The organism is Paenibacillus donghaensis (genome assembly GCF_002192415.1).
GTDB lineage: Bacteria > Bacillota > Bacilli > Paenibacillales > Paenibacillaceae > Paenibacillus_AQ > Paenibacillus_AQ donghaensis.
In genome coordinates, this window is record NZ_CP021780.1 from 4,850,684 (window position 1) to 4,876,569 (window position 25,886).

Annotated in this window: 25 protein-coding genes and 1 pseudogene; 5 read left to right on the plus strand and 21 right to left on the minus strand. The window is 45.1% G+C overall.

Annotation, left to right across the window (positions count from 1 at the left end; all coding sequences use genetic code 11):
* Positions 1-7 precede the first annotated feature (7 nt).
* From B9T62_RS22270 to B9T62_RS22350, 19 genes and pseudogenes are all read right to left on the minus strand, one after another.
* Positions 8-304 carry a PTS sugar transporter subunit IIB gene (locus B9T62_RS22270; RefSeq protein ID WP_211296341.1) on the minus strand — a complete coding sequence of 99 codons (297 nt, stop codon included), beginning with the start codon at positions 302-304 and terminating at the stop codon, positions 8-10.
* Positions 305-327: 23 nt separating this feature from the next.
* Positions 328-666, minus strand: coding sequence for a PTS lactose/cellobiose transporter subunit IIA (locus B9T62_RS22275; protein ID WP_245863980.1), 339 nt, complete (start codon positions 664-666; stop codon positions 328-330).
* Positions 667-720: 54 nt separating this feature from the next.
* On the minus strand, positions 721-2,460 hold the full coding sequence (locus B9T62_RS22280) for a BglG family transcription antiterminator (RefSeq protein WP_245863983.1): 1,740 nt from the start codon (positions 2,458-2,460) through the stop codon (positions 721-723).
* A 15-nt stretch (positions 2,461-2,475) separates the two neighbouring features.
* Positions 2,476-2,661: pseudogene (locus B9T62_RS41855) on the minus strand (helix-turn-helix domain-containing protein); the annotation flags it as partial.
* A 575-nt stretch (positions 2,662-3,236) separates the two neighbouring features.
* Complete coding sequence (locus tag B9T62_RS22285) at positions 3,237-3,650, minus strand: hypothetical protein (RefSeq protein ID WP_087917306.1); 414 nt, start codon at positions 3,648-3,650, stop codon at positions 3,237-3,239.
* A gap of 276 nt (positions 3,651-3,926) precedes the next feature.
* Positions 3,927-5,357: a YfcC family protein gene (locus B9T62_RS22290; protein WP_087917307.1), complete on the minus strand. Its 1,431-nt coding sequence runs from the start codon at positions 5,355-5,357 to the stop codon at positions 3,927-3,929.
* 1 nt (position 5,358) lies between these two features.
* Positions 5,359-6,942, minus strand: a complete 1,584-nt coding sequence (locus B9T62_RS22295; protein WP_087917308.1) for an amidohydrolase — start codon at positions 6,940-6,942, stop codon at positions 5,359-5,361.
* Between the two features lie 124 nt (positions 6,943-7,066).
* Positions 7,067-7,780, minus strand: a complete 714-nt coding sequence (locus tag B9T62_RS22300) for a GntR family transcriptional regulator (protein ID WP_087917309.1) — start codon at positions 7,778-7,780, stop codon at positions 7,067-7,069.
* A gap of 92 nt (positions 7,781-7,872) precedes the next feature.
* Positions 7,873-8,685, minus strand: a complete 813-nt coding sequence (locus B9T62_RS22305) for a fructoselysine 6-kinase (protein ID WP_087917310.1) — start codon at positions 8,683-8,685, stop codon at positions 7,873-7,875.
* A gap of 15 nt (positions 8,686-8,700) precedes the next feature.
* A complete protein-coding gene (locus B9T62_RS22310) occupies positions 8,701-9,669 on the minus strand; it encodes an SIS domain-containing protein (protein WP_087917311.1) in 969 nt (322 codons plus the stop codon).
* A 97-nt stretch (positions 9,670-9,766) separates the two neighbouring features.
* Entirely contained in the window at positions 9,767-9,958 is a 192-nt protein-coding gene (locus tag B9T62_RS22315) for a hypothetical protein (RefSeq protein ID WP_087917312.1), read from the minus strand.
* An 89-nt stretch (positions 9,959-10,047) separates the two neighbouring features.
* Positions 10,048-10,464: an RrF2 family transcriptional regulator gene (locus B9T62_RS22320; RefSeq protein WP_087917313.1), complete on the minus strand. Its 417-nt coding sequence runs from the start codon at positions 10,462-10,464 to the stop codon at positions 10,048-10,050.
* A 102-nt stretch (positions 10,465-10,566) separates the two neighbouring features.
* On the minus strand, positions 10,567-11,583 hold the full coding sequence (locus tag B9T62_RS22325; protein WP_087917314.1) for a serine hydrolase domain-containing protein: 1,017 nt from the start codon (positions 11,581-11,583) through the stop codon (positions 10,567-10,569).
* Positions 11,556-12,416: a MerR family transcriptional regulator gene (locus tag B9T62_RS22330; RefSeq protein WP_087917315.1), complete on the minus strand. Its 861-nt coding sequence runs from the start codon at positions 12,414-12,416 to the stop codon at positions 11,556-11,558. Before B9T62_RS22330 ends, B9T62_RS22325 begins: the two co-directional genes overlap by 28 nt.
* Before the next feature lie 216 nt (positions 12,417-12,632).
* A complete protein-coding gene (locus B9T62_RS39370; RefSeq protein WP_157793966.1) occupies positions 12,633-12,806 on the minus strand; it encodes a hypothetical protein in 174 nt (57 codons plus the stop codon).
* Positions 12,807-12,992: 186 nt separating this feature from the next.
* The gene (locus B9T62_RS22335; protein WP_087917316.1) at positions 12,993-14,345 is read right to left on the minus strand and encodes a HAMP domain-containing sensor histidine kinase; all 1,353 of its coding nucleotides are present in this window, start codon (positions 14,343-14,345) and stop codon (positions 12,993-12,995) included.
* Positions 14,342-15,016: a response regulator transcription factor gene (locus B9T62_RS22340; protein WP_087917317.1), complete on the minus strand. Its 675-nt coding sequence runs from the start codon at positions 15,014-15,016 to the stop codon at positions 14,342-14,344. Before B9T62_RS22340 ends, B9T62_RS22335 begins: the two co-directional genes overlap by 4 nt.
* A gap of 56 nt (positions 15,017-15,072) precedes the next feature.
* Positions 15,073-17,043: a serine hydrolase domain-containing protein gene (locus B9T62_RS22345; RefSeq protein ID WP_087917318.1), complete on the minus strand. Its 1,971-nt coding sequence runs from the start codon at positions 17,041-17,043 to the stop codon at positions 15,073-15,075.
* A 165-nt stretch (positions 17,044-17,208) separates the two neighbouring features.
* Entirely contained in the window at positions 17,209-19,860 is a 2,652-nt protein-coding gene (locus B9T62_RS22350) for an alpha-L-rhamnosidase (RefSeq protein WP_087917319.1), read from the minus strand.
* Between the two features lie 153 nt (positions 19,861-20,013).
* Between B9T62_RS22350 and B9T62_RS22355 the strand changes: the two genes are divergently transcribed.
* The 3 genes from B9T62_RS22355 to B9T62_RS22365 all read left to right on the plus strand — a co-directional run bounded on the left by B9T62_RS22355 (position 20,014) and on the right by B9T62_RS22365 (position 22,087).
* The gene (locus tag B9T62_RS22355) at positions 20,014-20,901 is read left to right on the plus strand and encodes an AraC family transcriptional regulator (RefSeq protein ID WP_087917320.1); all 888 of its coding nucleotides are present in this window, start codon (positions 20,014-20,016) and stop codon (positions 20,899-20,901) included.
* A gap of 428 nt (positions 20,902-21,329) precedes the next feature.
* Positions 21,330-21,536 carry a DUF5316 family protein gene (locus tag B9T62_RS22360; protein ID WP_087917321.1) on the plus strand — a complete coding sequence of 69 codons (207 nt, stop codon included), beginning with the start codon at positions 21,330-21,332 and terminating at the stop codon, positions 21,534-21,536.
* A 233-nt stretch (positions 21,537-21,769) separates the two neighbouring features.
* The gene (locus B9T62_RS22365; protein ID WP_087917322.1) at positions 21,770-22,087 is read left to right on the plus strand and encodes a DUF6809 family protein; all 318 of its coding nucleotides are present in this window, start codon (positions 21,770-21,772) and stop codon (positions 22,085-22,087) included.
* Between the two features lie 172 nt (positions 22,088-22,259).
* Here B9T62_RS22365 and B9T62_RS22370 read toward each other — a convergent pair whose 3' ends face one another.
* Positions 22,260-22,574 carry a MazG nucleotide pyrophosphohydrolase domain-containing protein gene (locus B9T62_RS22370; protein WP_087917323.1) on the minus strand — a complete coding sequence of 105 codons (315 nt, stop codon included), beginning with the start codon at positions 22,572-22,574 and terminating at the stop codon, positions 22,260-22,262.
* A 112-nt stretch (positions 22,575-22,686) separates the two neighbouring features.
* On the opposite strand from B9T62_RS22370, the gene B9T62_RS22375 reads away from it, so the two are divergent.
* Entirely contained in the window at positions 22,687-23,586 is a 900-nt protein-coding gene (locus B9T62_RS22375; RefSeq protein ID WP_245863985.1) for a LysR family transcriptional regulator, read from the plus strand.
* A gap of 84 nt (positions 23,587-23,670) precedes the next feature.
* Complete coding sequence (locus B9T62_RS22380) at positions 23,671-24,699, plus strand: CdaR family transcriptional regulator (protein ID WP_087917325.1); 1,029 nt, start codon at positions 23,671-23,673, stop codon at positions 24,697-24,699.
* Between the two features lie 39 nt (positions 24,700-24,738).
* On the opposite strand, the gene B9T62_RS22385 is transcribed toward B9T62_RS22380, so the two are convergent.
* On the minus strand, positions 24,739-25,875 hold the full coding sequence (locus B9T62_RS22385) for a glycerate kinase family protein (protein ID WP_087917326.1): 1,137 nt from the start codon (positions 25,873-25,875) through the stop codon (positions 24,739-24,741).
* Positions 25,876-25,886: the final 11 nt, after the last annotated feature.

Consider the following 25,886-nt stretch of genomic DNA (forward strand, 5'->3'; position numbering starts at 1 on the left):
ATCCCGCCTATCCCTGAATTTTAGCTGCTAATTTAATCACGTTTTCTGCATTCCCCATAGCGTAATCCATACTCTCAATAACAGCTACAGGTTTAGCGGTTCTGTCTTTCAGCTCATTCAATTTATAAGAAATTTGTGGTCCTAACAGCACCAGATCAAAGCGGTCAATATTGTCATCAAAGTCCTGAACGGCATGCGCCTCAACCTTGATTTGAATGTCCTTGGAATCCGCATATTTCATCATTTTTTTCATCAATATCCCCGTGGAAACTCCGCCTGCACATACCAATAAAATATTCATCATTTATTCCTCCTGCAATCGCTTATTTAGTTGCTCTTATCTGCCTTACTCTCATGCAATTCAATGATTTCCTTGATCAGCTCTTGTGCTAGCAGACTGTTCATCAGATGATCCTGGGCATGGATAAGCAATACAGTAATTTCGGTTTTATTCCCTTCCGACTCACTGAACAACAACTTTGACTGAGCTTTATGAGCCTGTTTGGAACAAATTAGGGATTCTTTCATGAGTAAGGCAGCTTCATCCGTTCTGCCTGCTTTTGCCTCTTGCAGCGCCTGAAAAGCCAAGCTTCTGGCTTCACCCGATTTGCTGATCAATTCCATAGCCACTTGTTCCATATCTATTTTCGCAGTATTATTCTCCACTTTCTGCTCCTCCACATCTCTTTGTATATTCGGGGATACCCGCGGACAGCCAATTTATACGTTCTTCAGCACTTTCAAGAAATCGGAAAATTTCTCAGCACTAGCTGCTGCAGCAATGCCGGCAGGCGAATCAAGCAAGGCTTCAATTTTTCCATACATCGCAGCCAGCATTTCTCTTTCTTTCGTGTTTACTGCAAACAACAAAACCAGCTTTATTTTTCTGCCTTGGTGTCTGATTGGGTTTTTAAAGGTTCCTACGGCTACAATCGAGGTCCTTGAGGCCGCTTCCATGGGATGAGGTATAGCTACACCACTATCCATTATGGTAGAAAACAGCCCTTCCCGCTCTAACACCGAATCATAGAATTTCTTCTCATTCTCAATGTATCCGCCAACCTGCAATCTTCTGCACAGATTTGCTATACTTTCAAAATAATCTTCTCCGTTGAAGCGTTCAAACAGTTGATCATCCAGAAACCGCAAACCTTCCTGTCCCTTCTCTTCCATAACCAGCGGATAATAACTCATATCTATATACTGGGCGATTTTATCCAAATCCTCACGCGTAACCAGCGGATTCACTTGAATAATTGGAATATCATAATTCCCCTGGATCGGCAACGTTGTTATGATCAAATGAACGGCTCCGAATTCCTTATTCATAACTTGGGGCAGCTGATACAACGGAAAATGACCGACTATATTCATCTGGTCACCGAAGTGAGACAAGAGTCTCCGCTTAACTAGCTGCGCTGTACTGAGACCCGACCCGCACAGGATGGCAACCCGCTGCTTCTCCAGCTTTTCTTCCAGGGCTACCGCAATATGCAAGGCAATAAAAGTCAGTTCGGACTCGTTAATCAGAACGTCAAGCTTCTCCTTAAGAATCGGTATGATCAATGTAGCAATCTCAAAGGCAAGGGAGTAGTTCTTCTTCACTTCTTCCTTTAATGGATTATCATCATATTGTCCCCTGCGAAAGCGATGGATCATGGAATTCAAGTGAAGGCTAAGATTAGAAATAAACGTCTGGTTTGCCGAGAAATCATAGCCATACTTCTGGCGGATTTCATCCAGCAGACAGGTTGTCACCTGCCTGGTTTCTTCATCAAGAACGAAATCCTCATTATTCATCTTCATTACCCGCTTGGCTTTGAAGCTTTGCTGCAGGTAGATCCTGTCTTCGACTCCAATGCGAATGTTGAAGATTCTCTCGAGTTCAGTTACAAACTTGCTTACGATGCTGGAAATATCCGGGGATTTACCATTGAACTCAGCATTGAATCCTAATTGGATTCGCTTACAGCTAAGCAAGAAATCCACAGTTAGAAGATTGAGATCATTGTCAGTCATCGAATAACCGGCTTCGTTTAAAGCAACTACGATCATATCGTAAATGCGAAATAAATCCCGTTTGATATTATCGGTCACGAGCAAGTTGCTTAACTTCAGGAGCACAGAGCCTACTTCCGACAATTTCTCCCGGCTCAGCATATGCCCCAGAACAATTCTTTTAGCGCTTTCAGTTCCGTAGAGATACAGTCCGCTGACAGGCGAAATCCCAAGCTCTAAGTTGGGGAACGGTTTCAGGAATTCAATGATTTTTTTGATATCATAACTAATCGTAGTCTTGGAAACATAAACTTCATCCGCCAGACTCTCCATGCTGATATAATCCAATGAAGAGGTCAGCTTGAAAAGAATAAATGACATTCGTTCTTCAGGGGTATTGGGAACCGCGCTGAACAAATCCTCCTGTTGTATGATCCGCTCCAGAAAATCGGAATTTCTCACCTCTTTTCCTATGTCATATCCATGTTGCCTCGATGATCTGATCTCCACCTCATAGGGAGCAAGGATCTCGTTAAGCGTTTTTATATCTGAACGAATAGTTCGGGTACTTACGCTCAACTTTCTGGCTAATTGCTCACCTGTCAGTGATTGATCCGCACTTAATAGATGATAAATAATTTCCTTGTGCCTCTTGTGTATCATTGGATCACCACAACTTTCTTACTTATTCTAACCGTGGTTTCACGGACAATGCCATTCAATTAATTTCCTAAGTCGAGCGGAAATGATAGTCATTCTGAGCTGACATCTCTTCAGGCACAGCATATTGTGCACAGAAGTTCTATACTCCGCCAACCAGCTGCTTGCTTATATAGATGATTGCTGCCAAGGAAAGCTGTTTGCGGCGTTTCGCTTGGCGGACAGATCGTCATCGAGATGTTGACGCAGCTTACGTAGTAACATATACCTCATCAAATAAGCCTCTCTTCCTATAGCGGAAGAGAGGCTTATTCTCATATTTCGTTACTGCTTAGGATTCAGCCAGGATTTAGAGTGTTGCGCTGAACAAGCGGAATATTTAGAATGGGTGAAGTGTCATTTTGTTGTGGGAGTGGATAGTGGGCAAGCAGGGATCTTTGACATCAACAAGTATGGAATCCCTGATGCTGAACCTCAGGAGCTGGATTCGCAGGGAGATAGTGATTGGTACTTAGCTTGTTGTGATATTAGTGTAAAGATCTACAAGATGGGCGATGTCGTACGCAAGTGGACAGGTACTACTCATTGTCTTTTATCCTTTGAATAGATACTTCGTTTTGTTCTATTAGTATTTGATACTCAACAATTTCTCCTTCATTAAATACTTCGCTAAATTCTTTACTTACCGAGTAATTATCTTTCGGATTGAGTGTAATCTTAAACAAACGCTTTCCATTTTTTATCGGGAACTTCGCAACCTTCCCAAAACTAATATTACTATCGATCAAAGAATTAATCTGAACGTCATCTTCTTCTTCAATAGTAACAACTACACTTCTTAAATATAACGGACTGTTATTAGTAATCATTAAGTTATACTCTTCATCATCTGCTACTTTTGTATCATTTACTATATCTGTGCTATTTCTTTCACAGCCCGACAATATGAATATAAACAATATGAATATAGATAACCATTTTTTCTCAGTCAATATGCTCGCCTCTCAATTCTATAATCTAAACCCTTTACGGAAATTCCATTTTGCTCTCCATAATAAAATTGTAAATACACTGGATTTATATTCCTTTCATATCATATCAGAAGTTAACCTTATAGAAAATCCTCCCTTTAATAAAGGGACATACTAAATAGGTATTACTCGAATTTGCCCTTCCGAATACGCTTGAAAAATAAGGGTATCCCCAATGCCTGCGGCAGCGGGAATACCCTTATTTGGTGAGCTTAACAGATTCAGTATTGCTGTGTATTACATTCCCACAGCTGCGGAGATGGCAGCAAAGATTGCAGCCACCACCCACAAAATTGGAAACAGCTTAAGGATAACCTTCAACCATTGTCCAAAATTGATACGGGCAATTGCCAGACCTGCCAATAGAACTCCACCTGTTGGAGAAATCAGATTAGTCAATCCATTGCCAAATTGATAAGCGGTTACTACCGCTTCGCGATTGACACCTACAAGATCACCTAATGGGGCAAGCACGGGCATCGTTAAGGCTGCTTCGCCTGAGGATGAAGGAACCAGGAACGTAATAATATTATGAACAATCAGCATGATGGTAGTGAATAAATAATTCGGCAGACCTTCAAGCAGGGTTGCCAGCGCATTTAAGATCGTATCGATGATCATCCCGTTCTCAGCAACGACAAGAATTCCCCGGGCCAAACCGATAATTACAGCAGCGTAGATGAATTCTCCACAACCTTTTACAAAGTTCTCTGCTATTTCCTTCTGGTTCATCTTGGTGACAATGCCCGAAAAAATACCAAGTGCGAAGAAAAGTGCGCCAATCTCGGTCATATACCAGCCCTTGGCCAATATTCCCCACACAATAATCCCCAATGTAACGATAAAGCCGCCAATGATGAGTTTATCCCGATTGGTGAAGTTTACCTCTACACCAGAACTCTCTTTAATGAAGCGCTGACGGTTTAAAATGTCATTCTGAAATACAGCTGATTTCTCAGGATTCTTCTTCACTCGCTGCGCGTACCACATAGTAAAACCAATGGATATCGCCGTAAAAACAATCCATTCAATGAATCTCAGCCATAACTGCGGATTTCCTTGCACTCCCGCCACACCTTGCGCAATTAATACAGAAAACGGATTAACGGTTGATCCGACATAACCGATCTGGGTTCCCAGGAAAAGGATGAGTATCGCCGTAATGGAGTCAAAACCCAATGCAAACATCAAAGGAATAAAAATGGCGTAAAGAGGAATGATCTCTTCACTCATTCCAAACGTAGAGCCTCCAAGGCTGAAAATGACCATGGCAATGGGGATCAGCAAGATCCCTTTGTGCTTGAGCCGTCCGGCCAATGCCATCAGCGCCCGGTCAATTGCTCCAGTCTGTAGAATAATGCCAAAGGCTCCGCCTACAATAAGTACGAAGGCAACCACATCAGCAGCATTTATAATACCTTCCATAGGTGCACTGGCGATTTGAGATAATCCTTGCCTCAAATCTCCTTGTTCACTGACTTTCGGTACAGAATGATAGGTTCCCGGGATAATGGCTGTCTTCACAGAACCATCTACAATCACCTCCTGCCGGTCAAATTCACCGCTCGGCACAACCCAAGTCAAACCGGCAATAGCTATTATAATCAAGAAAATTAATGTGTAGCTATGAGGCAGGGACCATTTCATTTTTAGTTTACCGGTTTGCATTCTATCCCTCCTTCCTGGAAACGCTGTAGGTAATTTGCCCGGCAGCAATCGTCAATATCACCTGTGCATCTCTAATATCAGTTGCTGCTGTTTGCAGAAGATTACGGTCAAATACAGCAATATCGGCATATTTCCCCGCTTCTAAAGTTCCGGTGCTCTCTTCCATACCGCAATGTCTGGCACCATTAAGCGTCCACGCCTTTAATACTTCAAAGGCTGGCATACCCTGTTCAGGATACCAGCCTCCCGGCGGTGACCCATCAGGAAACAATCGAATGGAGGCCGCGTATAACGAATCAGGAACACTAGTTATAAATAAAGGTAAATCAGTACCTATGGTAATGGGGATATTCGCATTCAGCATGGACTTGTAGTCATAGAACCTGCCTTCATTAGCTTTTCCGGCCACATCCGCCATATAAGCCTCCTCATAGGAGGGATTTAGCAGCAGGATCTGAGCATATACCTCGGCGAAAATCCCGTTTTTCCCCATGCGTATTAAATCATCGGGATGAGGATATTCCAAATCACTAATGGAATGTCTTATCGAATGATTCCCGTTTTTTTGCTGGCAATTCTCGATGATATCAACCGCCCTGCGAATCGCTGCATCTCCTTCAGCCGTAAGACAGCACTTGATTCCGTGGCTGCCCGCTTCAAACACTGCAGCTTCAATCGCGTCATAGTCAACGGGCCGCACAGTTGTTACTCCTGCCATATCAGCGTAAGGCTCTAACATATCCCCTGTATGATCAGCCACAACGCCGTCTACCATCAGCTTGAATCCTTGAAAGCGCAGATGCTCGCCTTGATAGCGTTCTTTGTATTGGATACCGGTGGGAATATCAATCGGTTGCAGCACGGGTTCCAGAGCGAAATGAACCCGCATCTGCATTTCCCCTGCGGCTTCCAGTTCTTCAAGAATCGGCAATAAACCATTGTGTTGGTCAAAGCCTATATCTTTTATGGAGGTTACGCCTTGTTTGGCAAGCATCCGGGCGAAGTTTCGAAACTCTTTTTCAACTAATTCCCGATCCTGCATCATCTCATGAAGCAATTCGGCACGTTCCTCAGCACTGCAATGATCAGGTGTGAAATGATATTTATCCTGGGCCATTTGGTTCATCCAACAATAATTCTTCGTCAGATTCATGGCAATAACAGCCCGCTCAGGAAAAGCTTTATCCAATAAACTTTGATCCGGATTCTTCCCCCATAGACTTCGGCTCCAACCGTAAGCGTATACATTTTGATCCGAAGGCAGCCGTTCCGCTTCTTGTATAAGCAATTGCAAGGCATCCTCGATCGAAACGGCATTCGTCAGATCCACTCCACGGTGCAAGGACATATAACCGGTAAAAAATACATGATTATCATGCACACCAGACATAATGAACGCATCCCCCAGATTATGGACAAGCGTCTCCGGTCCGATCCAGGCTGCTGCTTCTGCTGGATTGCCGATTGCGGCGATACGTTCACCTTGCAGAGCTATGAACCCAGGTGAAGCATCGTCCTCTAATCCCGTAAACACGGCGCTAGACATTAATAACCTTTCTGCAAAACCATGTTCAACTGCTCTCATGATTCCACCACCTCACTTTTTGATTCACAATACGACTTATAACGTTATGTTTAACAGCTACTGCTTCTCCTTTACCGGAAGAAACAGTAGCTTCTCCTTAGATTCCTATCCGAAATCTAATGGATCACAAAGTAAATTGATAACGGTCACCGATAATGTACTGCTTACCGACATGAACCGGCTTGCTATACTGGTCATAAATAATTGTATTCATGAAGAATAGGGGTTGTCCAATCGGAATCTCCAGCAATTTGGCCTGATGCTCGTCAGCCAAGGCAATTTGCAATATCGTCTCTCCCGGCTGGTTGGGATCAATATTATAATGGTTCCGCAGCAGTTCATAGATCGATCCTTCAAGATTTGCTTCCATTAAAAAAGCGAATTTATCAAACGGATAATAGTTATTTTCCAGCATTAGCGGTTGTTCGCCAGCATATCTTTTTCGTTGAATATACAGCATAGGCTCATTCGACTGTATTTGCAGCCGCTCAGCGGTATCTGGATCGGCTTTCAACTTTTTTCTTTCCGTGACTATGCTATGCGATGAAACCCCGTTAGCTTTGCAGGCAGCCGTAAAACTGATGATATGATCAATCTTCCGGCCTATCTTGGGCCTATTCACATAAGTACCCTTCCCCTGCCGTTTTGTCAGATATCCCTCACTCACCAATTCCTCTATAGCTTTCCGTACAGTAATCCGGCTGACATTATAGGTCTCGCTAAGCTCAATCTCAGTAGGTATTTTATCCCCTTGATTAAAGGTTCCGTTAGCAATTGCGGATTGAACCGCTTTTTTCAGTTGAACGTATAGAGGCACCGCGTGTTCTGCATTTAACATGATTTACCCTCACTTGTTATGTAACGTTATATTACTCTTTTATTTAGAGTAACAAACGTACCTCTTTTTCACAAGCAAAGATAAGTGTGCTACTAATAACGGGCTCCGAATCCAAATGAACCCTCCATTAAACAGCTCTTGGCAGCTAATCTGGAACCTTCCTTCATAGCGGCTTGAATATCTCCGTCCTGAATCATGCTCAGTAAAAAGGCCGTAATATAGGAGTCCCCTGCCCCCATCGTATCCACAGCATGGATGAACTCAGGCGTTTGATAATAAAAAGCTGTTCCATCGTAGACTATAGATCGCTCTCCGCCGCGTGTTGCAATTAATACCTGACCAGTCCTTCTGTGTTTGGATTGAATATAATTCTGAGTCTCCTCGTCCGTCATATGGCTGCAGGAAAAGAAGGCAAAATCGGCATTACCGATATAACGTTCTACTTGCTCTTCCTCAAAGTCATCGGAGAAATCAAAAGAAAGAGGAATCTGAAGCGCATTCAGCTCAGAAAGCAGATGCCCGGTATGACTGTAAAGACCTGTGTGGATGATATCGAACCCACGGATGTATTCCTTATCCGCCTCACTCAGCTCTATGGGATGAAGTCGGGTAACCCCACCTTCGTTGCTGCCCAGAAATACCCTTTCCCCATTCTCCAGAGTTACACGTGCACATCCATTCTCACCGCTGTGATGTCTGCAGCGTGAGATATCTATCTCAAGCTTCTGCAAGGTGTTCTCCACAAGCCGTGCCTCATCATCATCACCGAAAACTCCGAGAAAGGCCGCGTCCGCACCCTCTTCTTTGGCGAAGACACTGAAATTGAGTGCATTGCCACCGGGATACATCATACGCAGATGAACATACTTGTCGACCACATTATCGCCAATCCCTAATACTCTCATGGTTTACACTCCCGTTCAGTAGGCTACTTTCCCCATATAACGGCGGGTTTCCAGCGGATGATTTCTTACTTCTGCCAGAGCCTCGCGGTAGACGCAGATAATGCTGTAGAACAGTACCGGATTAAAGAATTCCACGACTTCGTCGGCAATAACACCAATACCAAGCTCTTTAGCATCAATGACTTCGACTTTTTCAGCATATTGGTTCAGGAAGGTCTGTGCTCGTTCATCCAGCTCACGGGTGCGGCCTTCATTAATCATTAAGATAAAAGGAGTTTCTTTATCTGTCACTTCGAAGGGACCATGGAAGAATTCGCCGGAGTGGATAGACGCAGCATGAAGCCACTGCATTTCCATCAGAGAGCAGATCGCAAATCCATAAGCATGACCATAGGAAGCTCCGCTCGTCAGGATATAGTATAATTCTTCGTTGCGGTACTTCTCGGCAAATACACGGGCACGTGGAGCAACCTGCTTTTTGCCTTGGTTAATAATACCGTTAATGGTTTGCAATCCTTTTTGAAAAGCGTCAACATGCGCATAACCTTCGACCACATGCAATAATTCAACAGCGAGCTCCAGAATGATCGCCATCGGATTATTTTTGACGTCACTGTCATCACCCCATTCATACAGGAAGGAATAATCGGAATCATTCAGCAACGCGGCTTCCTGATTATGAGTTAAGCCAATGGTGTGGGCTCCCTTTTCTTTGGCCGATTTAGCAGCAGCCACCGATTCCGGAGTATTTCCGCCGTGAGAACAAACGATTACTACCGATTGCTTACCCAGACGTTTAGGCAAGGCATGAACAAACTCATTCGCCGTATATAGACCCGCTACCAGCTTCTTCGCTTCGCTTTCAAGAAAATACTTGGAGGGATACATATCGACCAGCGAACCACCGCAAGCTACAAAATACACTTCTGAAATCCCCTTAGTCACTTTTCCATGAATAGCTTCAATAACCTGATGTACATTCATTTGATTCTCTCCTTCACATAACGTTATATAACGTATTGTCTTTACGAGATAAATATAACCGCTTTCAAAAAAGGAGTCAAGTCCTTTTATGAATTTACTATTCAGAGAATTGACTCACATAAATATCTTCATTAACCGATTGTACAATGGATTCACTATATAACCCGTAGGGTGCCTCATGGATCGCCACTTCAAATTCTTCTGCTTTCTTTAGCTTATAGACACCGAAGCCTAATTGCGGGATTTTGATTCCGTTACTCGCTTCTAAGCTTTGAATAATCCTATCCATAATATTTCTCTCCCCTTCACGCAAATACTTAATATTCTAAATATATAATATATCTAGTTTATTACAAAAAAAAGCGGATTTGCCTTTCTCTACTCCAACAAATCCGTTAGCTGTACCTGCCTCAAATAATCCTGCATCGCTGTTTCCGCTGCCTGCAGCCTGTCACTTACCTTGTGTATCACTGCGTCCACTTTCATTCCCTGTACAGCTACCTCTGTATGAAGCTTGAACAATGTTCTTCCAGGCTCCACTGCTAAAAAAACATCCAGCAAGCTAATCTCAGCTAATGGCTTGGCCAGAAGTATGCCTCCCTTGGCGCCTTCTTTGGCGACGGTAAGCCCGGCATTGTTAAGATTACGGATCACTTTAACCGTGGTCGGCACAGGAATATTTAATTGTTCAGAGATCACTTTGGTCGATAAGTAGTTACAGCAGTTCTCCTCAGTGATTCCATGGACATACAGTAATATTGAGATTCCATGCGATAACGCTGTTGAATACGCCATGTTTAAACACCCTAACTTTAATCTTTTCTAAATATACTATATATCTTTTAGATTTAGTTATCAACTAATCTCTTGGGCTTGGGTAAACTTCCTTCAGAATATTCATGGGTATGCGCTAATCAGTTCCTTAATCAATGTCCACCTATCCCGAGGATTGGGGACGAACTCTGATGCAATAGCAATGACGAGGTCTTGCTCCGGAATGCAGCAAATAACATTGCCGCCATCGCCCAGGGCTTGGTATGCGGAAACTCCGTCCTCCTCACGTAACCACCATAGATAACCGTATGTATTGGGGTTCATTGTTGTTGAAGCGTCAATCCAGCTCCCCGAAATCATCTGTTTATTATCCCACAGGCCATGGTTCAGATACAGAAAACCAAAACGGGCCATATCCCGGGGACTTAGCGTAAGCCCCCATCCCCCTGTGGAGTTGCCGCCGGGGTCATGTACCCACCCTTTCACATGGACCCCGAATAAATCCTCGAATCCAAAGGATTGCATCTCATCATCCGGGATTTCTTTCATGCCTATCGGTTGAAATAAATGTTCGTTGGCAAACTCACGGGCACTTCTGCCGGTGCTGCGCGTGAGGATGGCTGACAACAGATGTGCTCCTGCAGTAGAATACTTGAATGCTCCAATCGTTCCTTGTTGGCCCAGCATATCCAGCGTATATTGCACCCAGTCCGGTTGGGTACACAGCTTGTCCAGCGGTTCATGCCAGTCCTCAAAGGGATAGGGTGCGGTCATTGTGAGGAGATGGCGTATGGTAATGTCCCGTTTCTGCCTGTCCGCAGCATCGGGAACATATTCAGGGAAGAAGTCCAGCACCTTCTGCTCAACATTTGTAATATATCCCGCATCAATGGCGATACCGATCAGGGCAGATATGATACTTTTCGTTACAGAAGCCACATGGTGCGTATCATCCGGGCCGTAGCCATTATAATATTGTTCATAAGCAATATATCCTGCTTTCACCACCACAATTCCGTTTATATTGCTGTACTCGGATTGGATCAGAGGGTCAAGCTCTGCAAGCTTCTCCGCGTCCATTCTCATGGTTGCCGGAGCTGCCGCTTGCCATTCTACAGTTGGCCAGTAGTTTCTTCGCATGATAAATCTCTCCTTTTCTTTACAGGAAAATACACCTCGGTAACCATATCCTCAGCAGCGGCGGCTTGATTGGGGTCGGTGATATATATTTCATAGGGGGAGTCCACCAACTCATAACCTTCCTGCTCTACCCATTCCCTCAGCTTGGCATATACCGAGCTCAATTCGGAATAAGGACCTTTTGCCACAGATTTCGCACACAGGCCGCCAGGCAAATCTCTTGTTCCTCGTACAATCTCTTCTACCGGGAGAGCAAACTCTGTATCATTACCGGCAGGATTGTATTCGGGGCTGTGATAAATCGTGATTGGCTTACCCCGCAAGGTCAGCTTATCGGCAGCAATCTTTTCGTATAACCCGCTTATATACCTTCCATAGCCCAGCGTATAATCATCACTGCAGAGCATCTGACGGGTATAGAGGATATTCATGGACCGGGTTTCAACAAGCTGCACCTCTATCTTGTCAAGGTATGACATCATCGGGATCCCTTTCTTCACATTCACAATATCTATACTCAGTTGGTTCAGAGTGTACTCCAGAGCATTTAGCTTATCCTGTATCTCCTTTCGTTTACGATTCAGCGCAGCGCACAGCTTCTCTTCGGATTGATCCTCTTCCCATTCCAGCATGTCTTTAATTTCTTCCAGTGAGAAGTAATAAGCTTTCAACCGGTTGATCATTAGCATCTTCTGAAGTTGCCTGATCGAATAATACCTATAACCGTTCTCAGGATTGATCTGATCCGGATGAATTAATCCGATTTCAGCATAATACCGAAGCGTTTTGGTAGATACTCCGCATATCTTTGAGAACTCTCCAATCGATAGCAAGGGGTCACCTCCTCTGTTCAATTCCACTATGCACCTTCCCCTAAGGGTAAAGTCAACTGTAAAACAAAAAACTGCCCCCTGCCAGGCATGGCATAAAAAAACCAATGAGCAGAAGATGTGGGCATCGATAATGCCATTCACATTCATCCATCATTGGTCTTTTTAAGAAAGGCTGCTTGTCGTCAGAAGTGACGCCAAGAGCAGCCTATCTTCTATTCAGGTTGTTTCATTTTTGGTAACTCCATTCAAACTCGGGACATAATCGGCCAATTTACTGTTCGTTAAAGTCTGGGGTTCCTCAGTGAAATGGGCTTTGTTCTGTTGATTATTTTTTTTGTCCGCACGATTATCTGCACGGTCCATTTTGGGGTCGGCGCTGTTTTTAGGCATGATATTCACCTCCATCGTCTCACCCTAGTATGAGGAGGAGCTTTGTATTTTATCCCGTGAACTACACCTGAACGGTCTCCACACTTAGCGGCAGCAATACCTTCGTTTGATCCAGATAAATAAACGCGTCATATCGTTGTAAGATCACGGTGGGCACGTTAAGATAAGCGGGATATTTAATTGCCCTTAGCGAACAGGCAAATGAACAACCACAGTCGTACCTTGGCCTACCTGACTTTTCATTTCGATGCTTCCCTGATGAAGAGTCACAATTTTCTTAGCGATGGCAAGTCCTAGGCCATTACCGCCAATATTGCGGTTGCGCGACAGGTCTGTTTTGTAAAACCGCTCGAAAACATAATCGAGCTGCTCCGGCGCTATTCCGATCCCCGAATCGGTTATCGCGACGACAATTTCATTCACCGAATGGGTAATTCGTATTTCGATATGCCCGCCCACGGGGGTAAACTTGATGCCGTTGCCGAGTAAATTCATCCATACTTGATTAAGCTGGTCTCGATCTGCCGTGATTTTGACTGAATCAGCCCATTCTAAATCGATGCGAATGCCCTTGGCCGACCATTGGGGTTCGCAAGTAACGACGATTTGCCTGATTTGCTCGTTGAGGTTATACGTAATCGCTTCAAATGGATGATGCTCCGAATCCAGAGAAGCGAGCTTCAGCAAATTATCACTAAGCCTGGATAGTCGTCCACTCTCCGCGATAATGATATCCAGATAATAATCCCGGTCGTTCTCCGCTACCAGGCTGCTGTTTTTCATGGCCAGAGCAAAACCGGAAATAGACGTTAGCGGGGTTTGAATTTCGTGAGAGATGTTGGATACGAAATCCTGTCTCATCTGCTCCAATTGTTTAAGTTCACTCGACATTTCGTTAAAGCTCTGAGTCAAGGCCCCCATTTCATCCGCGCGTTTCGTGTGTATCTCTACGTTGAAATCGCCCTTTGCAAGTCGTTTGGTCGCTTGTGTCAAGGCTTGGATGGGTTTCACCAAATACCGGGTCGCGATGAGTATACATAGGCTTCCAATCAACAGGCCAAGCAGCAATATGAGCAGCATCATCCGATTAAGGACATTTTCGTTCTCCGGGGAAAATTGCAAAAACATGGCATGCGGCTCCCCTTCGAATGGAAAGGGAAGACCGATGAACATTTGTTCTGCCCCACCGGGAGAACGATAATATTGTCCCCGCAGTACTTGCCGAACCGCTTCCGGTGGTATGCTGACGTTATTCATATTTTGTAAGCCATAGATTATCACATGGCCGGAAGCGTCATACATATGAACCGGATAGGAGGATATATTTACCATACGTGTTATGAATGCATCCCGATCAACGGGTCTGGTTTGTTCATAGAGACGTATCATATCCTCTCCTGCCGCAAGCATGTCGTTCTGTCCTGTATGGTTTATTTCCTTCTTGAACAGAAAGTACCCAATGAAGAATGAGGACAGCAGGCTAAAGATAATGATGGCCAGAAATGTGCAGATGATACGGACGTATAAGGTTTTGATCATGTAATTACTAACCGGTACCCCAGACTACGGGCCGTTTCAATTTGGAAATGCCGTGCATCGCCGGCGAACTTTTCTCTTAGCCGCTTAATGTGAACATCGACGGTTCGGTCATCGCCTTCGTAGCTTTCCCCCCAAATATGCGAGATCAGCTGTTCCCGGGTATGGATCTGCCCCGGCTGGCTGGCTAGCCTGAACAGCAGCTCGAACTCCTTCAACGGAAGATTAAGCGTCTCCTCTCCGCGAATCACTTGAAAGCCACGTCGATTCAATACGATACCGCCCAGTTGTATGGTCTGTGAAGAGACAATCATATAACGTTTCAGCAACGCTTTCACTCTCATCACAAGCTCCAGCGGATCGAATGGCTTCGTTACATAATCGTCCGTTCCAAGCTGAAATCCCTTCACCTTATGCCCCGATTCTCCCTTGGCTGTGACCATCAAGAGCGGGATATTCGAATCTAAACGCCTGATCTCCCTGCACAACTCCCAGCCGTCTAATTGGGGCATCATGATGTCGAGGATAACCAAATCCACGCGAGAATTCTCCACAATCGCCAGCGCTTCCGCACCATCTCTTGCCTCCAATATCTCGAATCCTTCTTTCCGCAAAAATAAGGTAATCAGCTCGCGAATGAGCGCATCGTCATCCGCAATAAGGATTTTGGCCATGAGAATACACTCCTCCAATCTCTATCGCGTTCCTCCCGAATGGGCGGATTGTTGCTTCAACCAAATTGCCATCCCAATAGATTCCAGTGATAAAAGAATAAACTCATCACCACTGCCGATAGCGCCACGAGGGTATAATACACGCGTTTCAGCACGCTCCAATATTTGTTTTTCCATACCATTACGGATACCGCCATTATCGCCACGGTCAATCCCACAAGTATGATGGGCATGAACAGATAGAGATTTAACGATTGCGTAACGCGGCTAAGCCGATCAATCAGACCCATGTTCAACACCACGACGAACGTCGCGACCGCCGTTATTAGCGCCCAAGCGGCGGTAGCCGCCGACAGCCGAGCTGCCCACTTCTGCGCTTGGGGCATGGCTTTGATATCACGTCTACGATAAGCGAATCCAGTCAATACGGTGACAAATAGAAATGCCGAGATGCCAAGCAAGGGAAACCAGAACCCGGTTTGATCTATCAGAGGCGTGGGTTCAAGCGGCATCGGACTAAGCTCATCAAGAAACAGATAAGTGACCTTTCCCGATGCATCGGTGCGGAAGGCCATCTGATTCGTGCCTCCGACTTCGCGGAATACATCAGGGCCGATTGGAGCGTATACTTGCTGATCCGCTCCGCTTCCAACAGATAGTTGATTATCGGAAATAGTAATGTTAATCTTGACCAGAAAGTTGAAAAACTTATCTATATCGCTGTGGTTACGGCGCGTGAATTGATAAGAACCCGCGTATTTTTGCAAGGAATCCCCAATAACGGCGGGCGGAGGAGATAGTTTGACCTCCTGCAGAGGAAAGTAACGATCGAAAAAGGCCTGCGTCAGCCCTGCTGCTGCTGTTCCGCCATCACCGCCGCTATAGGAAACGAAAATGCCGATTTGTTTGTCGGGTACAAGATAAAGCCCCGTATTGAATAGCTCGTCGGAGCCTCCATGGGTAATAACGCGCAGTCCGTTCATGTTCAGCTCGTAAAAGCCAAGGTCCATTGCCGGTAAAAGCTTGTTAAATACGAAAGCTGGCGAATGCATTAATTGGGCAGTTTTCGGTTCAAGAATTTGTCTATCTCCATAACGTCCATCCTGAAGATGGGCAATCATGAAATGAGCCATATCCTTCGCTGAGACGGATCCTGATCCTGCGGGGCGGAATCCTCCTTCGAAGGTAGGCGGCCTGGTTGCGAATTGGCCGTTCTCCCTGGCGTATCCGAGCACTGCGTAGGGCTCTAACGACGCCGGAACAGGCTCCTGAACCGTGGCATATTTCATTTCGAGCGGATCGAAGATGTTTTGCTGTATAAAGTCATTATACGCAATTCCGCTAACTTCCTCGACGATTAGTCCTGCCAACGAAGCGCCGTAGTTGGAATAAGCCATCATCTCGCCTGGAGGCCTAACCCGCGCCGGCATATGCTTGGCAAGAGTTTCAGAAATCGAACCCGGCAGCTTCTTAGGATCCGTGGTAATTTGATAGCCGACACCGCCCTCTTCGAACCCGGCGGTATGGGTCATGAGATGACGCATAGTAATCGGCTGTGGATAGGTTTTTGGTATTTTCACCGTTTTTAAATAAGTGTTGATGTCAGCATCGAGATCGAGCTTACCCTGCTCAACCAATTGCATTACTGCCGTCCAAGTAAACAACTTCGTGGTCGAAGCGATCCGAAATAGGCTGGTCTCGGGGTCGACTGGCGTGCCTTCTTCAACATTGGAGTGTCCATAACCCTTGGCGAGCTGGACCTCCCCATCCTTGACGATCGAGATAACCGCACCTGGAATTTTAAAAGTATCCATATGCCCTTTCATAATACCATCAATGAATGCTGTTAGCTGAACGGTATCGTTCAAACCCGCCGCTGTTCCCTCCGGTTTAGCGGCTGGCGATATAGAAGAGGGAGACGCTGCCGATGCGGGCGTCAGAGTTCCTAACAAACTCGACCCCACCGTAGCGACCAGTAACGCCAGTAAAGTTATTGCGCAAGCTATTTTCCTAATAAACGATGACATGATAACCCTCCAGCATTCAGTATATTTTTGATAACGAACTCTCGGCTTTCAATGGAGAGCTTATCACAAACATATGAACGGAGAGTGAACCTTGCTGGCATTCCCAAAAGCAGAGAGTCGTCAAAACAAACCGGAGTAAATGGGCCAGTATGCTTCCCCGCTCTTCTATGAATATCTAAATACATAATCCCCAGAGCCTAACCCTACCTTCACTGCATTCTCCAATTGTTCCAAGGAATGAACACCAATACTCTGCTCCAGTGGCAAGCCACTTTCAAGAACATCCGTGAGCGTGGCTTGCGGCAGATAGACAGTAGCAGACGAGTTGGGAGGAATAGAAACCAGCACTTCCATCTGCTCAGAATTCAGCTTCCACTCCGAAATAATCCTTCCATACCTGGATTCCAGTTCCCCCTTGGCTGAGGTCAGCCCTCCACCCGGATGGGGTTCAATCCGAAACTTCTTATACCCTGGGAACTCTTCATCCAGCTCAATCCCGGCCACATAACGGTACAACCAATCGCCAACTGCGCCATAAGCATAATGGTTAAAAGAGTTCATATTCTTGCTCCAGAAGCTTCCGTCCTCCTTGATGCCGTCCCAATGCTCCCAAATCGTCGTGGCTCCCTTGGTCACCTGGTAGAGCCAGGATGGGTAATCGGTTTGCAGCAGCAGCTTGTATGCCGCGTCATGATGCCCGGCTTGGCTTAAGACCAGATTCAGGTAAGGCGTACCTACGAACCCTGTCGTCAGATGGTATTCACTCTCCTCCAGCAGTTCCAGAAGTTTGGCAACGGTGCGTGTACGGGCCGGTTCCTCCACCAAATCGAACATTAAGGCCAGCACGCAAGCGGTTTGCGTGGGAACGGATAAGCGTCCTAAAGGGGTTACAAACTCTTCGTTAAAAGCTTGTTTGATCTGCCTGTGCAGCTCCGAGTACCGCGCCGCATCCCCGGTGTGTCCAAGCACCTCTGCCGTCTTCCGCAGCAGCATCACCGAATAGGCGTAAAAAGCAGTCGCGATCAAATCCCGATCCGTAGCTCCAATATAGCTGTCAGGTTTCGAATCGAGGCCAAGCCAGTCCCCGAAATGAAAGCCCGTATTCCACAGTAATTCATTATCCCCCTGCTTGCGGATATACTCCACCCAGTTCTGCATGCTTGGATACTGCTGCTCCAGAATACGTGTGTCTCCATAACATTGATAAATCACCCAAGGGCAAATCACGGCCGCGTCTCCCCAGGCTGCGGAAGAATGCTGGTTCTCCTCCAGCACATTTGGAATCACAAACGGCACACCGCCATGATCGAGTTGATCGGCAGACAGATCCTTTAGCCATTTGGTAAAAAAAGGCGCCACATTCATCAGATACGCAGAGGTGCGGATGAACATCTGGGCATCCCCTGTCCAACCAAGCCGCTCATCCCGCTGCGGACAGTCCGTAGGAACATCGACAAAGTTACCTTTTTGCCCCCATAAAATATTGTGCTGCAATTGGTTAATCAGCGGATCTGAACAGGTAAAGGAGCCAGTCTGCTCCATATCCGAGTGAAGCACAACACCTGTGAAGTCTTCCAGCGACACGTTCCCGGGGAACCCAATCAGCTGCACATAACGAAAGCCTTGGAAAGTAAATCTCGGCTCAAAGCTTTCCCGCCCCCCGCCTTTTAGAATATAAGTCACCGTCTGCTTGGCGTTTCTCAGATTGTCCGTATAGAAATTCCCCTCGGCATCCAGCACTTCGGCATGGAGCAGCTTCACTTCACGCCCTTGCTCCCCTTCCACCCTAGAATGAACCCATCCGACCATGTTCTGCCCAAAGTCGATCACTGTCTCCCCCGCCGGTGTTGCAAATAAACGTTGTGCTTTAATTTGCTCTATACGTCGGACAGGAACATTCTCCTGCGCGATCAGGATATCTTTGCTGTGAGAGATCCTCTCGGCACTGACCCAGGTGTGGTCGTCATATTCGGCCTTACTATAGCCGGACAATTCCAAACGGGCATCATAGGTCTCGCCATGATACAGTTCAGACATGAGAATAGGCCCTTTGGCTGCCTTCCAGTGCTGATCCGTAACCATGATCTCCTCTTTCCCATCTTCATAGGTAAGATGAAGCTGCAAGAGCAAGGCTGTGCGATTGCCATAAATATGCTTCCGCTGATCCCAGCCCAAATTCCCTTTGAACCAGCCATTCCCTAACCAGGAGCCCACGGCATTATCCCCAACCGCCACCAGCTCCGTGACATCATAGGTCTGCACCTGCAAACGATGGTCGTAACTGGTCCAGCCCGGAGTCAGGACGCTGTCGCCCACCCTGGAGCCATTCAATTCAAGCTCATATAGTCCCAGACTGGTCACATAGATTCTGGCTCTCGCGAGCGGTCTGTCTACCTTAAAGTTCCGGCGTAGCAGCGGACACTGTTCGGCATCGATGTCCAGCTCCGAGAGCGGGGCGCTAATCCATTCGGCACTCCAATCCTTGACCTCCAATAGCCCCATTTCCCAAAAAGCAGCGTCCGACCATTCCGAGACACGGTTCTGTGTGTCCCATACCTTAACGCGAACATAATAACGTTGCCTCGATTGCACCCTAAGCTTCTTCAATTCCACATGATTGGATTGATCCGAGTCTACTTTACCCGACGTCCATAGCAGACTTAGGAATCCGGGTTCCGTAGACACCTGAATCTCATACGCCTGCTGCATCACATCTCTTTGATCCGAATGAAGCTGCCAGCTGATTCTTGGATGGAGAACACCCAATCCCAGCGGATTTTCCTTATATTCTGTGCACAGTTGTTGTACAGTTAACATTCCATATCCCATCCTGTCTCCGGTAGATTTAACCCTATAATTATCGAGCGCTTTCTTCTATAATTATATGAAATTAGAATCAGCCGATGACCTGTAATCAGGACATTTCACATCCGTAAAAAGGACCTTTTGTGAGATAGAAAAGGAGTGCTTATGAAACCTTCCACCGACACCCTGAGCGGCGAATACTTTTTCACAGATAATCTGTTCCTCTATATCAACCGGGTAACGGAAAGTTATCAGCTGGGTCTCCATTCTCATGATTTTATTGAATTTGCATTTGTGGTTGAAGGCAAAGGCTTCCACTACATGGAGGACGAAGTCCAGGCGGCTTATAAAGGGCAGCTGTATTTCATTCCCGTAGGAGTCTCGCATGTCTTTCGTCCGTCCTCGTCCGATCCGCTGAAGGAACCCTTGGTGGTCTACAACTGTGTATTTACACCACAGCTGCTGGATGGCCTCTCCCCTGTGATTTTGGACCCGCCGTTATCCAGTCATCTCAACCAATTGCGGGAACAACGTATCCCCTTCTATTGCATCAACGATCTTAACAGCTCTATCGAAAATATATTTCTGGCGCTCCACAGAGAATACAGCCTCCCGCAGAGCGGCTCCAATACCTATTTGCTGACCCTGCTGCTTCAGCTGCTAGTCACCATTTACCGCTTAAGAAATGATGAAGTCCAGCTTCCGCTGAACAAGCCAGCCCAGTTCCTCCAGATTCTGCACTACATCCATCAGCATTATGCCGACGACATCACACTGGCCCTGCTTTCCCTCACCTTTGACTGGAGCGAACGCCACCTGCAACGCCTGTTCCACAAGCATACCGGCCAGACCTTCCACCACTTCCTGCAGAACACCCGAATCCAAAAAAGCTGCGAGCTGCTTATTCAGCATCCGCAGTTTTCGATTCAGCTCATCGCTGAGCAGGTTGGCTATCAAGACACCAAGACTTTCAGTTCAGTTTTTAAACGAATTGTTGGTAAAACACCGGGGCGGTATCGGGGGAGATGGGGGGTAACTCCTAGCTCAATCTGAAATAGTTCAATTAATTGTTACTACTTAGGTTCCAGCCAGGATTTAGAGTCTGCCCTGGGGTCTTCCGAGTAATTAGATGCGAAAACGCACTTAATTTCAACGCAAACGGCTGTTAGTAGGTAAATAAGTGCGAATCTGCAACTATTTTCGAGAAAATGGCTTGTTCAGCGCTCAGAATCGGAAATTAAGTGCATTATGGCACTTATTTGCTTCAAAACAGGAAAAATCCGTGAATTAGATGCAGATTCGCAACTAATTTCATGATTGGACTGATGTGGCGATCAACATTTGATGCTTCTTTACTATGGGGTCCTAAGTAGTAACCAATATTGTGGTTAATTCAGCTAGATAAATGTTAATGACTGTAATTAAGTATGTAGGCGATTTGTCTTGAAATTATCTAAATGTATAGAAAGGAGAAATAGAAAATGCAATTTTTTATTTACTTTGGTCTAGCTTTTATTTTGATTTCTGGCATTTTCATCGGTGGGTTTACAACTGGTTACCAGCAGAGAGGAAATTTCTACTCGGAACAAAAAGAAGACCGTAAAATGAAGAGAAAAGTGGCTAATTGGTCTGCGTTAGCTGGCATTATTTCATTTGCTATAGCTGGTATTATTCATTTATTAAACTAATATTAAGGCTCAACCTAAAAATTAGCGGTTGAAACGTCAAAACTCCGCCCCTTCATCCAATCGATTCCGGATGATGGGGCGTACTCATGAATTAGTTGGGGGCATTGTCTTCTCCCTTGAAAGATAAATACCTTCTTGTAGAGTATACTCCGTGGATTTCATACTACAGATAGCTGGATAATGAATCTAACTAGAAATAATACCTGAAATCCAGAAGAGAGAGGATGGAGATAATGGGGACGCTTTTAGAACAGTTATATCATGGCAATCTGTGCCCTGACCAAAATGTTACATCCGGTGACCCGCAATACCGTCTGTTAAGCCGGAAAACATCAGAAGCTATAGAGGCATGGAGAAAAAAGCATTCCGAAGAGGAATTTGACGAGCTTGAAGCGCTGCTGGACTTGTATGGACAGACACATGGGATGGAATTAACATCATCCTTCACCAACGGTTTTCGTCTGGGGGCAGGCATTCTGGTCGAGGTATTAACTGGCAAAGATGAGCTTGCCAATAAGATAAGCGCCTTTCCAGATAAAACTACGTTATAGAGTCTGACTTGCTCTTCAATCAAAATATACGTTGGATTTCGTTATCCAAATAATCCTTGGGTTCTTATCTTTTGTATGTTAGGGTGCAAGAGGAGGTGTTATATATGGACAAAAAAGAAAAGTACATCTGTTAAATGTACTCTCCTCTGCCTTATGAATACCAAAGATTTATTTATAAATACCTTTGAGCCAGCTTGGTCTTATGGGAATGGAATATCTCTTCCAAGGAAATGTCATATTTGTTTGCGATCACAATCAGATTGCCAAGCACATCCCCAAGCTCTTCCGTTAATTGCTTTTTATTGTCTTCAAAGGTTCCCCTGCTCTCATCAGGCCGGTCTCTACCGATCTCCAGTGCCCGTATGGCTCTCGCCACCTCTCCCGTTTCTTCGGCTAAAAAGCCAATGCGAATGAAAATATCCAAATCCGACCAACCTCTGTCTTGATAGTACTGTTTTACCCATTCTTGAAAATCAGTGATGTCCAATGATGACCCTCCACTCCAGTATGTAAATTCGATTTCATTGACTCTACTCTTTCACTTCATTATATTGAGCAGATAGATATCAGTAAAATACTGATTTTGGATGGAGGGTATATTGAATTCTTATATGTCTATTAACCTGGAGCTTTATAAAATTTTTGTTACGATCGCTACATCGGGAAGTATTTCTAAGGCTGCGAAGGAATTATGTACCTCTCAACCCGCAATAAGTCAGGCGTTAAAGCAATTAGAGGAAAAACTGGGTGGTCAGTTATTCTACAGGAATCCAAAAGGGGTCTCTCTCACCGTTGAGGGAGAATTGATGTTTCAATATATCGAGCAGGGTTACAGTCTAATGCAGACAGCCGAACGGAAGTTTTCCGAACTGAAACAGATGCATGCAGGACAATTACGGATATCTGTGTGCAGCGCGGTATGTAAATACGATTTATTACAATATATTAGTAAGTATCATCAGGATTATCCAAACATCAAATTGTATATCAAAGATGAGTCAAGTCATGAAATTGCGAGACAATTAAACGTAGGTGAAATTGATATCGGTATCTTCAATCTCCACAATCAGGATGAAAGTCATTTTAATATCATCAAAACCCTACAAATGAAGGACTGTTTTGTTGCAGGTGCAACATATAAACATCTTTGTGAGGAACCTATTTCCCTTAAAAAACTCACAGAAAATTATCCGCTGATCCTGCTGCAACAAGGCGGGAGCACCAGAGAATACATGGATGAATATTTCCGATCTCACGGAATCGGTGTTGAACCGCAAATCGAGCTTAGCAATATGGATTTGATGGTTGAATTCGCTATCCAAGGATTAGGAATTGCTTGCACTATGAAAGACTATGTTCAAGAAGAATTACAAAGCAAGCTGTTATATGAGTTAAAGGTCACGGAGAATATCCCACCAAGAAGTTTGGGGATCACAACTAAAAAAGGAATGCCCCTATCCACAGCTGCCCAAAAATTTATTGATATTTTGGGTGCATAGTAGTAGTTGTTATGTTCGTAACAAATGATGATAAACTAGTAGTAACGGCTTCAATGGGTAAGTGATTATGAAGGAGATACCGCTATGTATGAGTTGACACATCACCAGGCACAGAGCATTGTGAACAGAATGATGAAGGATATTCCATATAATATTAATATTATGGATCAGACAGGGATTATCATCGGGAGCGGAAATCAAGAGAGGATTGGCACACTGCATCATGGTGCGGTGAAAGCCATCAAACAGAAGAAAATCGTAGAAATTAACAACGATGAGGCGATGGTAAAGAAGGGTATTAACTTACCGATCGAATTGAATGGAAAGATTGTCGGAGTGGTAGGCATCAGCGGTGAAGTACAGGAAACAAGACCCTTCGGGAACCTTGTAAAGTCAGCAGTTATTTTGCTAATCGACCAGAGCATGATATTGGAAAAGGAGAATCTGAAAAACAACTTAAAACAGGAGTTTTGGAGCTTAATTATAAATTCGGACACCCTCTATACAAAAGATTTAATAAATCAGGCATTGACCTATAACATACACTTAACTAAACCCTCGCAAATCATATATGTTGAATCTCCTGATGAGATTGCTGAAGATATCACTACAAGCTTGGCATCCTTCAAAATGTCCAAAAATTCGCTGTGCATCGTCGTTCAGGAAACGGATAAGATGGAGATCTTCGAGCAGCAAATTAGAAATCAGCATCCGGATGCTTTCATTTCCATAAGCAATATGAACGATACAATTTCAGACGGGCTTGTACAAGCAAAATCAGCTTTGCGTGTATTGAGAGGTGTTTATTTCAATGAGAAAACCATCTTCTATTCCAAATGTGAGTTTATCGCTGATTTGTCGAAGCTGCACAGAAATGATACCAAGGCAGACCGGCTGGCCCATCTACTTGAAAAGAATGATGAATTGATCCAAACGCTTCAGGTTTATCTCAACTGCAACTTAAACGCCAACGAGACCGCGGGCAGACTTATGATTCACAGGAATACTCTGAACTACAGATTAAACAAGATTACCAAGGTTACAGGCAAAGATCCCAAAAACATTTTAGAGCTCGTGGAGCTGATTTTCATGCTGATCAATCGGATTAAATAAAGAGGATGCTCCCTATGATGGGGACATCCTCTTTGAGGTTTATTTCAACAGTCGAGCAATACTTTCAGAGGTACGGGCAACATTCTCCTTGCCCCGCGCCAATAAGCTGTCAATCTCAGCTGCTCCGGGAACAATGCCAAAGATGGCATCAAATCCTTCATCGTACAAGGTCTCCACCTCTTTACCTATAGATCCTGCCAAGGCAATCACTTTTATGTTGCTGTTAACACTTTTAGCTGCCTGGGCAACCCCGAATGGCGCTTTACCGAATTTCGTCTGAAAATCAATGCCCCCTTCTCCTGTAAAGCAATAATCCACATGTTGAAGTTTCTCTTTTAACCCTGTATATTCGATAACAATTTCAATTCCCTTTTTCATTGTAGAGTTGGTGAAAGCGATTAGTCCACCCCCAAGGCCACCTGCACCACCTGCACCGGGCACGTCCACAATTTCGATTCCCAGCTGTTGTTTTACAATGTTACTATAGTGCCTTAAATTGTTATCCAATAATTTAACCATTTCAGGGGTAGCACCCTTTTGCGGACCAAACACAACAGATGCGCCCCGTTCTCCGCAGAGTGGATTGGTTACATCCGATGCTACCAGGATATGAATATTTTTTAATTGCGGAAGCACATCCGTAGTATTGATCTGATCCAATTCACTCAGGTATCCGCCGCCAAGCTGCAGCTCTTTCCCGTGTTTATCCAGGAATTTATACCCCAGTGCTGTAGCCATTCCAGTACCTCCATCATTCGTAGCGCTTCCACCGATACCTAGAATGATGTCCGTAATCCCCCGCTGGATACAATCCTTAATCAATTCCCCAGTTCCAAGGGTAGTCGTAATTAAAGGATTTTTTGTTTCCTTCGTAACGTGATGAATTCCACTGGCTGATGCCATTTCAATCACAGCTGTTTTGCCGTCTCCCAAAATGCCATAAAGGGCTTGAACCGGTGTACCCAGAGGTCCGGTCACTTCCTTTTGGATCAAAGTACCTCCGGTTGCATCTACCAAGGACTGGACCGTGCCTTCACCGCCGTCAGCCATAGGCACATGAATGCACACCGCGTCTGGAATGGCTCTTTTGATGCCGATTTCCATGGCTTCGCATACTTCTTTTGCCGTCATGCTCTCTTTAAACGAGTCAGGCGCCAACATGAATATTTTTCCCATAAATTATTCTC

Excerpts from the sequence above, each read along its gene's own strand:
- B9T62_RS22360 (WP_087917321.1), top strand. The coding sequence starts at position 21,330 with ATGCAATTTTTTATTTACTTTGGTCTAGCTTTTATTTTGATTTCTGGC.
- B9T62_RS39370 (WP_157793966.1), bottom strand. The coding sequence starts at position 12,806 with ATGCCTAAAAACAGCGCCGACCCCAAAATGGACCGTGCAGATAATCGT.
- B9T62_RS22300 (WP_087917309.1), bottom strand. The coding sequence starts at position 7,780 with ATGTTAAATGCAGAACACGCGGTGCCTCTATACGTTCAACTGAAAAAA.
- B9T62_RS22355 (WP_087917320.1), top strand. The coding sequence starts at position 20,014 with ATGAAACCTTCCACCGACACCCTGAGCGGCGAATACTTTTTCACAGAT.
- B9T62_RS22335 (WP_087917316.1), bottom strand. The coding sequence starts at position 14,345 with ATGATCAAAACCTTATACGTCCGTATCATCTGCACATTTCTGGCCATC.
- B9T62_RS22340 (WP_087917317.1), bottom strand. The coding sequence starts at position 15,016 with ATGGCCAAAATCCTTATTGCGGATGACGATGCGCTCATTCGCGAGCTG.
- B9T62_RS22290 (WP_087917307.1), bottom strand. The coding sequence starts at position 5,357 with ATGCAAACCGGTAAACTAAAAATGAAATGGTCCCTGCCTCATAGCTAC.
- B9T62_RS22305 (WP_087917310.1), bottom strand. The coding sequence starts at position 8,685 with ATGAGAGTATTAGGGATTGGCGATAATGTGGTCGACAAGTATGTTCAT.
- B9T62_RS22350 (WP_087917319.1), bottom strand. The coding sequence starts at position 19,860 with ATGTTAACTGTACAACAACTGTGCACAGAATATAAGGAAAATCCGCTG.
- B9T62_RS22345 (WP_087917318.1), bottom strand. The coding sequence starts at position 17,043 with ATGTCATCGTTTATTAGGAAAATAGCTTGCGCAATAACTTTACTGGCG.
- B9T62_RS22270 (WP_211296341.1), bottom strand. The coding sequence starts at position 304 with ATGATGAATATTTTATTGGTATGTGCAGGCGGAGTTTCCACGGGGATA.
- B9T62_RS22365 (WP_087917322.1), top strand. The coding sequence starts at position 21,770 with ATGGGGACGCTTTTAGAACAGTTATATCATGGCAATCTGTGCCCTGAC.
- B9T62_RS22310 (WP_087917311.1), bottom strand. The coding sequence starts at position 9,669 with ATGAATGTACATCAGGTTATTGAAGCTATTCATGGAAAAGTGACTAAG.
- B9T62_RS22315 (WP_087917312.1), bottom strand. The coding sequence starts at position 9,958 with ATGGATAGGATTATTCAAAGCTTAGAAGCGAGTAACGGAATCAAAATC.
- B9T62_RS22385 (WP_087917326.1), bottom strand. The coding sequence starts at position 25,875 with ATGGGAAAAATATTCATGTTGGCGCCTGACTCGTTTAAAGAGAGCATG.
- B9T62_RS22320 (WP_087917313.1), bottom strand. The coding sequence starts at position 10,464 with ATGGCGTATTCAACAGCGTTATCGCATGGAATCTCAATATTACTGTAT.
- B9T62_RS22295 (WP_087917308.1), bottom strand. The coding sequence starts at position 6,942 with ATGAGAGCAGTTGAACATGGTTTTGCAGAAAGGTTATTAATGTCTAGC.
- B9T62_RS22380 (WP_087917325.1), top strand. The coding sequence starts at position 23,671 with ATGTATGAGTTGACACATCACCAGGCACAGAGCATTGTGAACAGAATG.
- B9T62_RS22325 (WP_087917314.1), bottom strand. The coding sequence starts at position 11,583 with ATGCGAAGAAACTACTGGCCAACTGTAGAATGGCAAGCGGCAGCTCCG.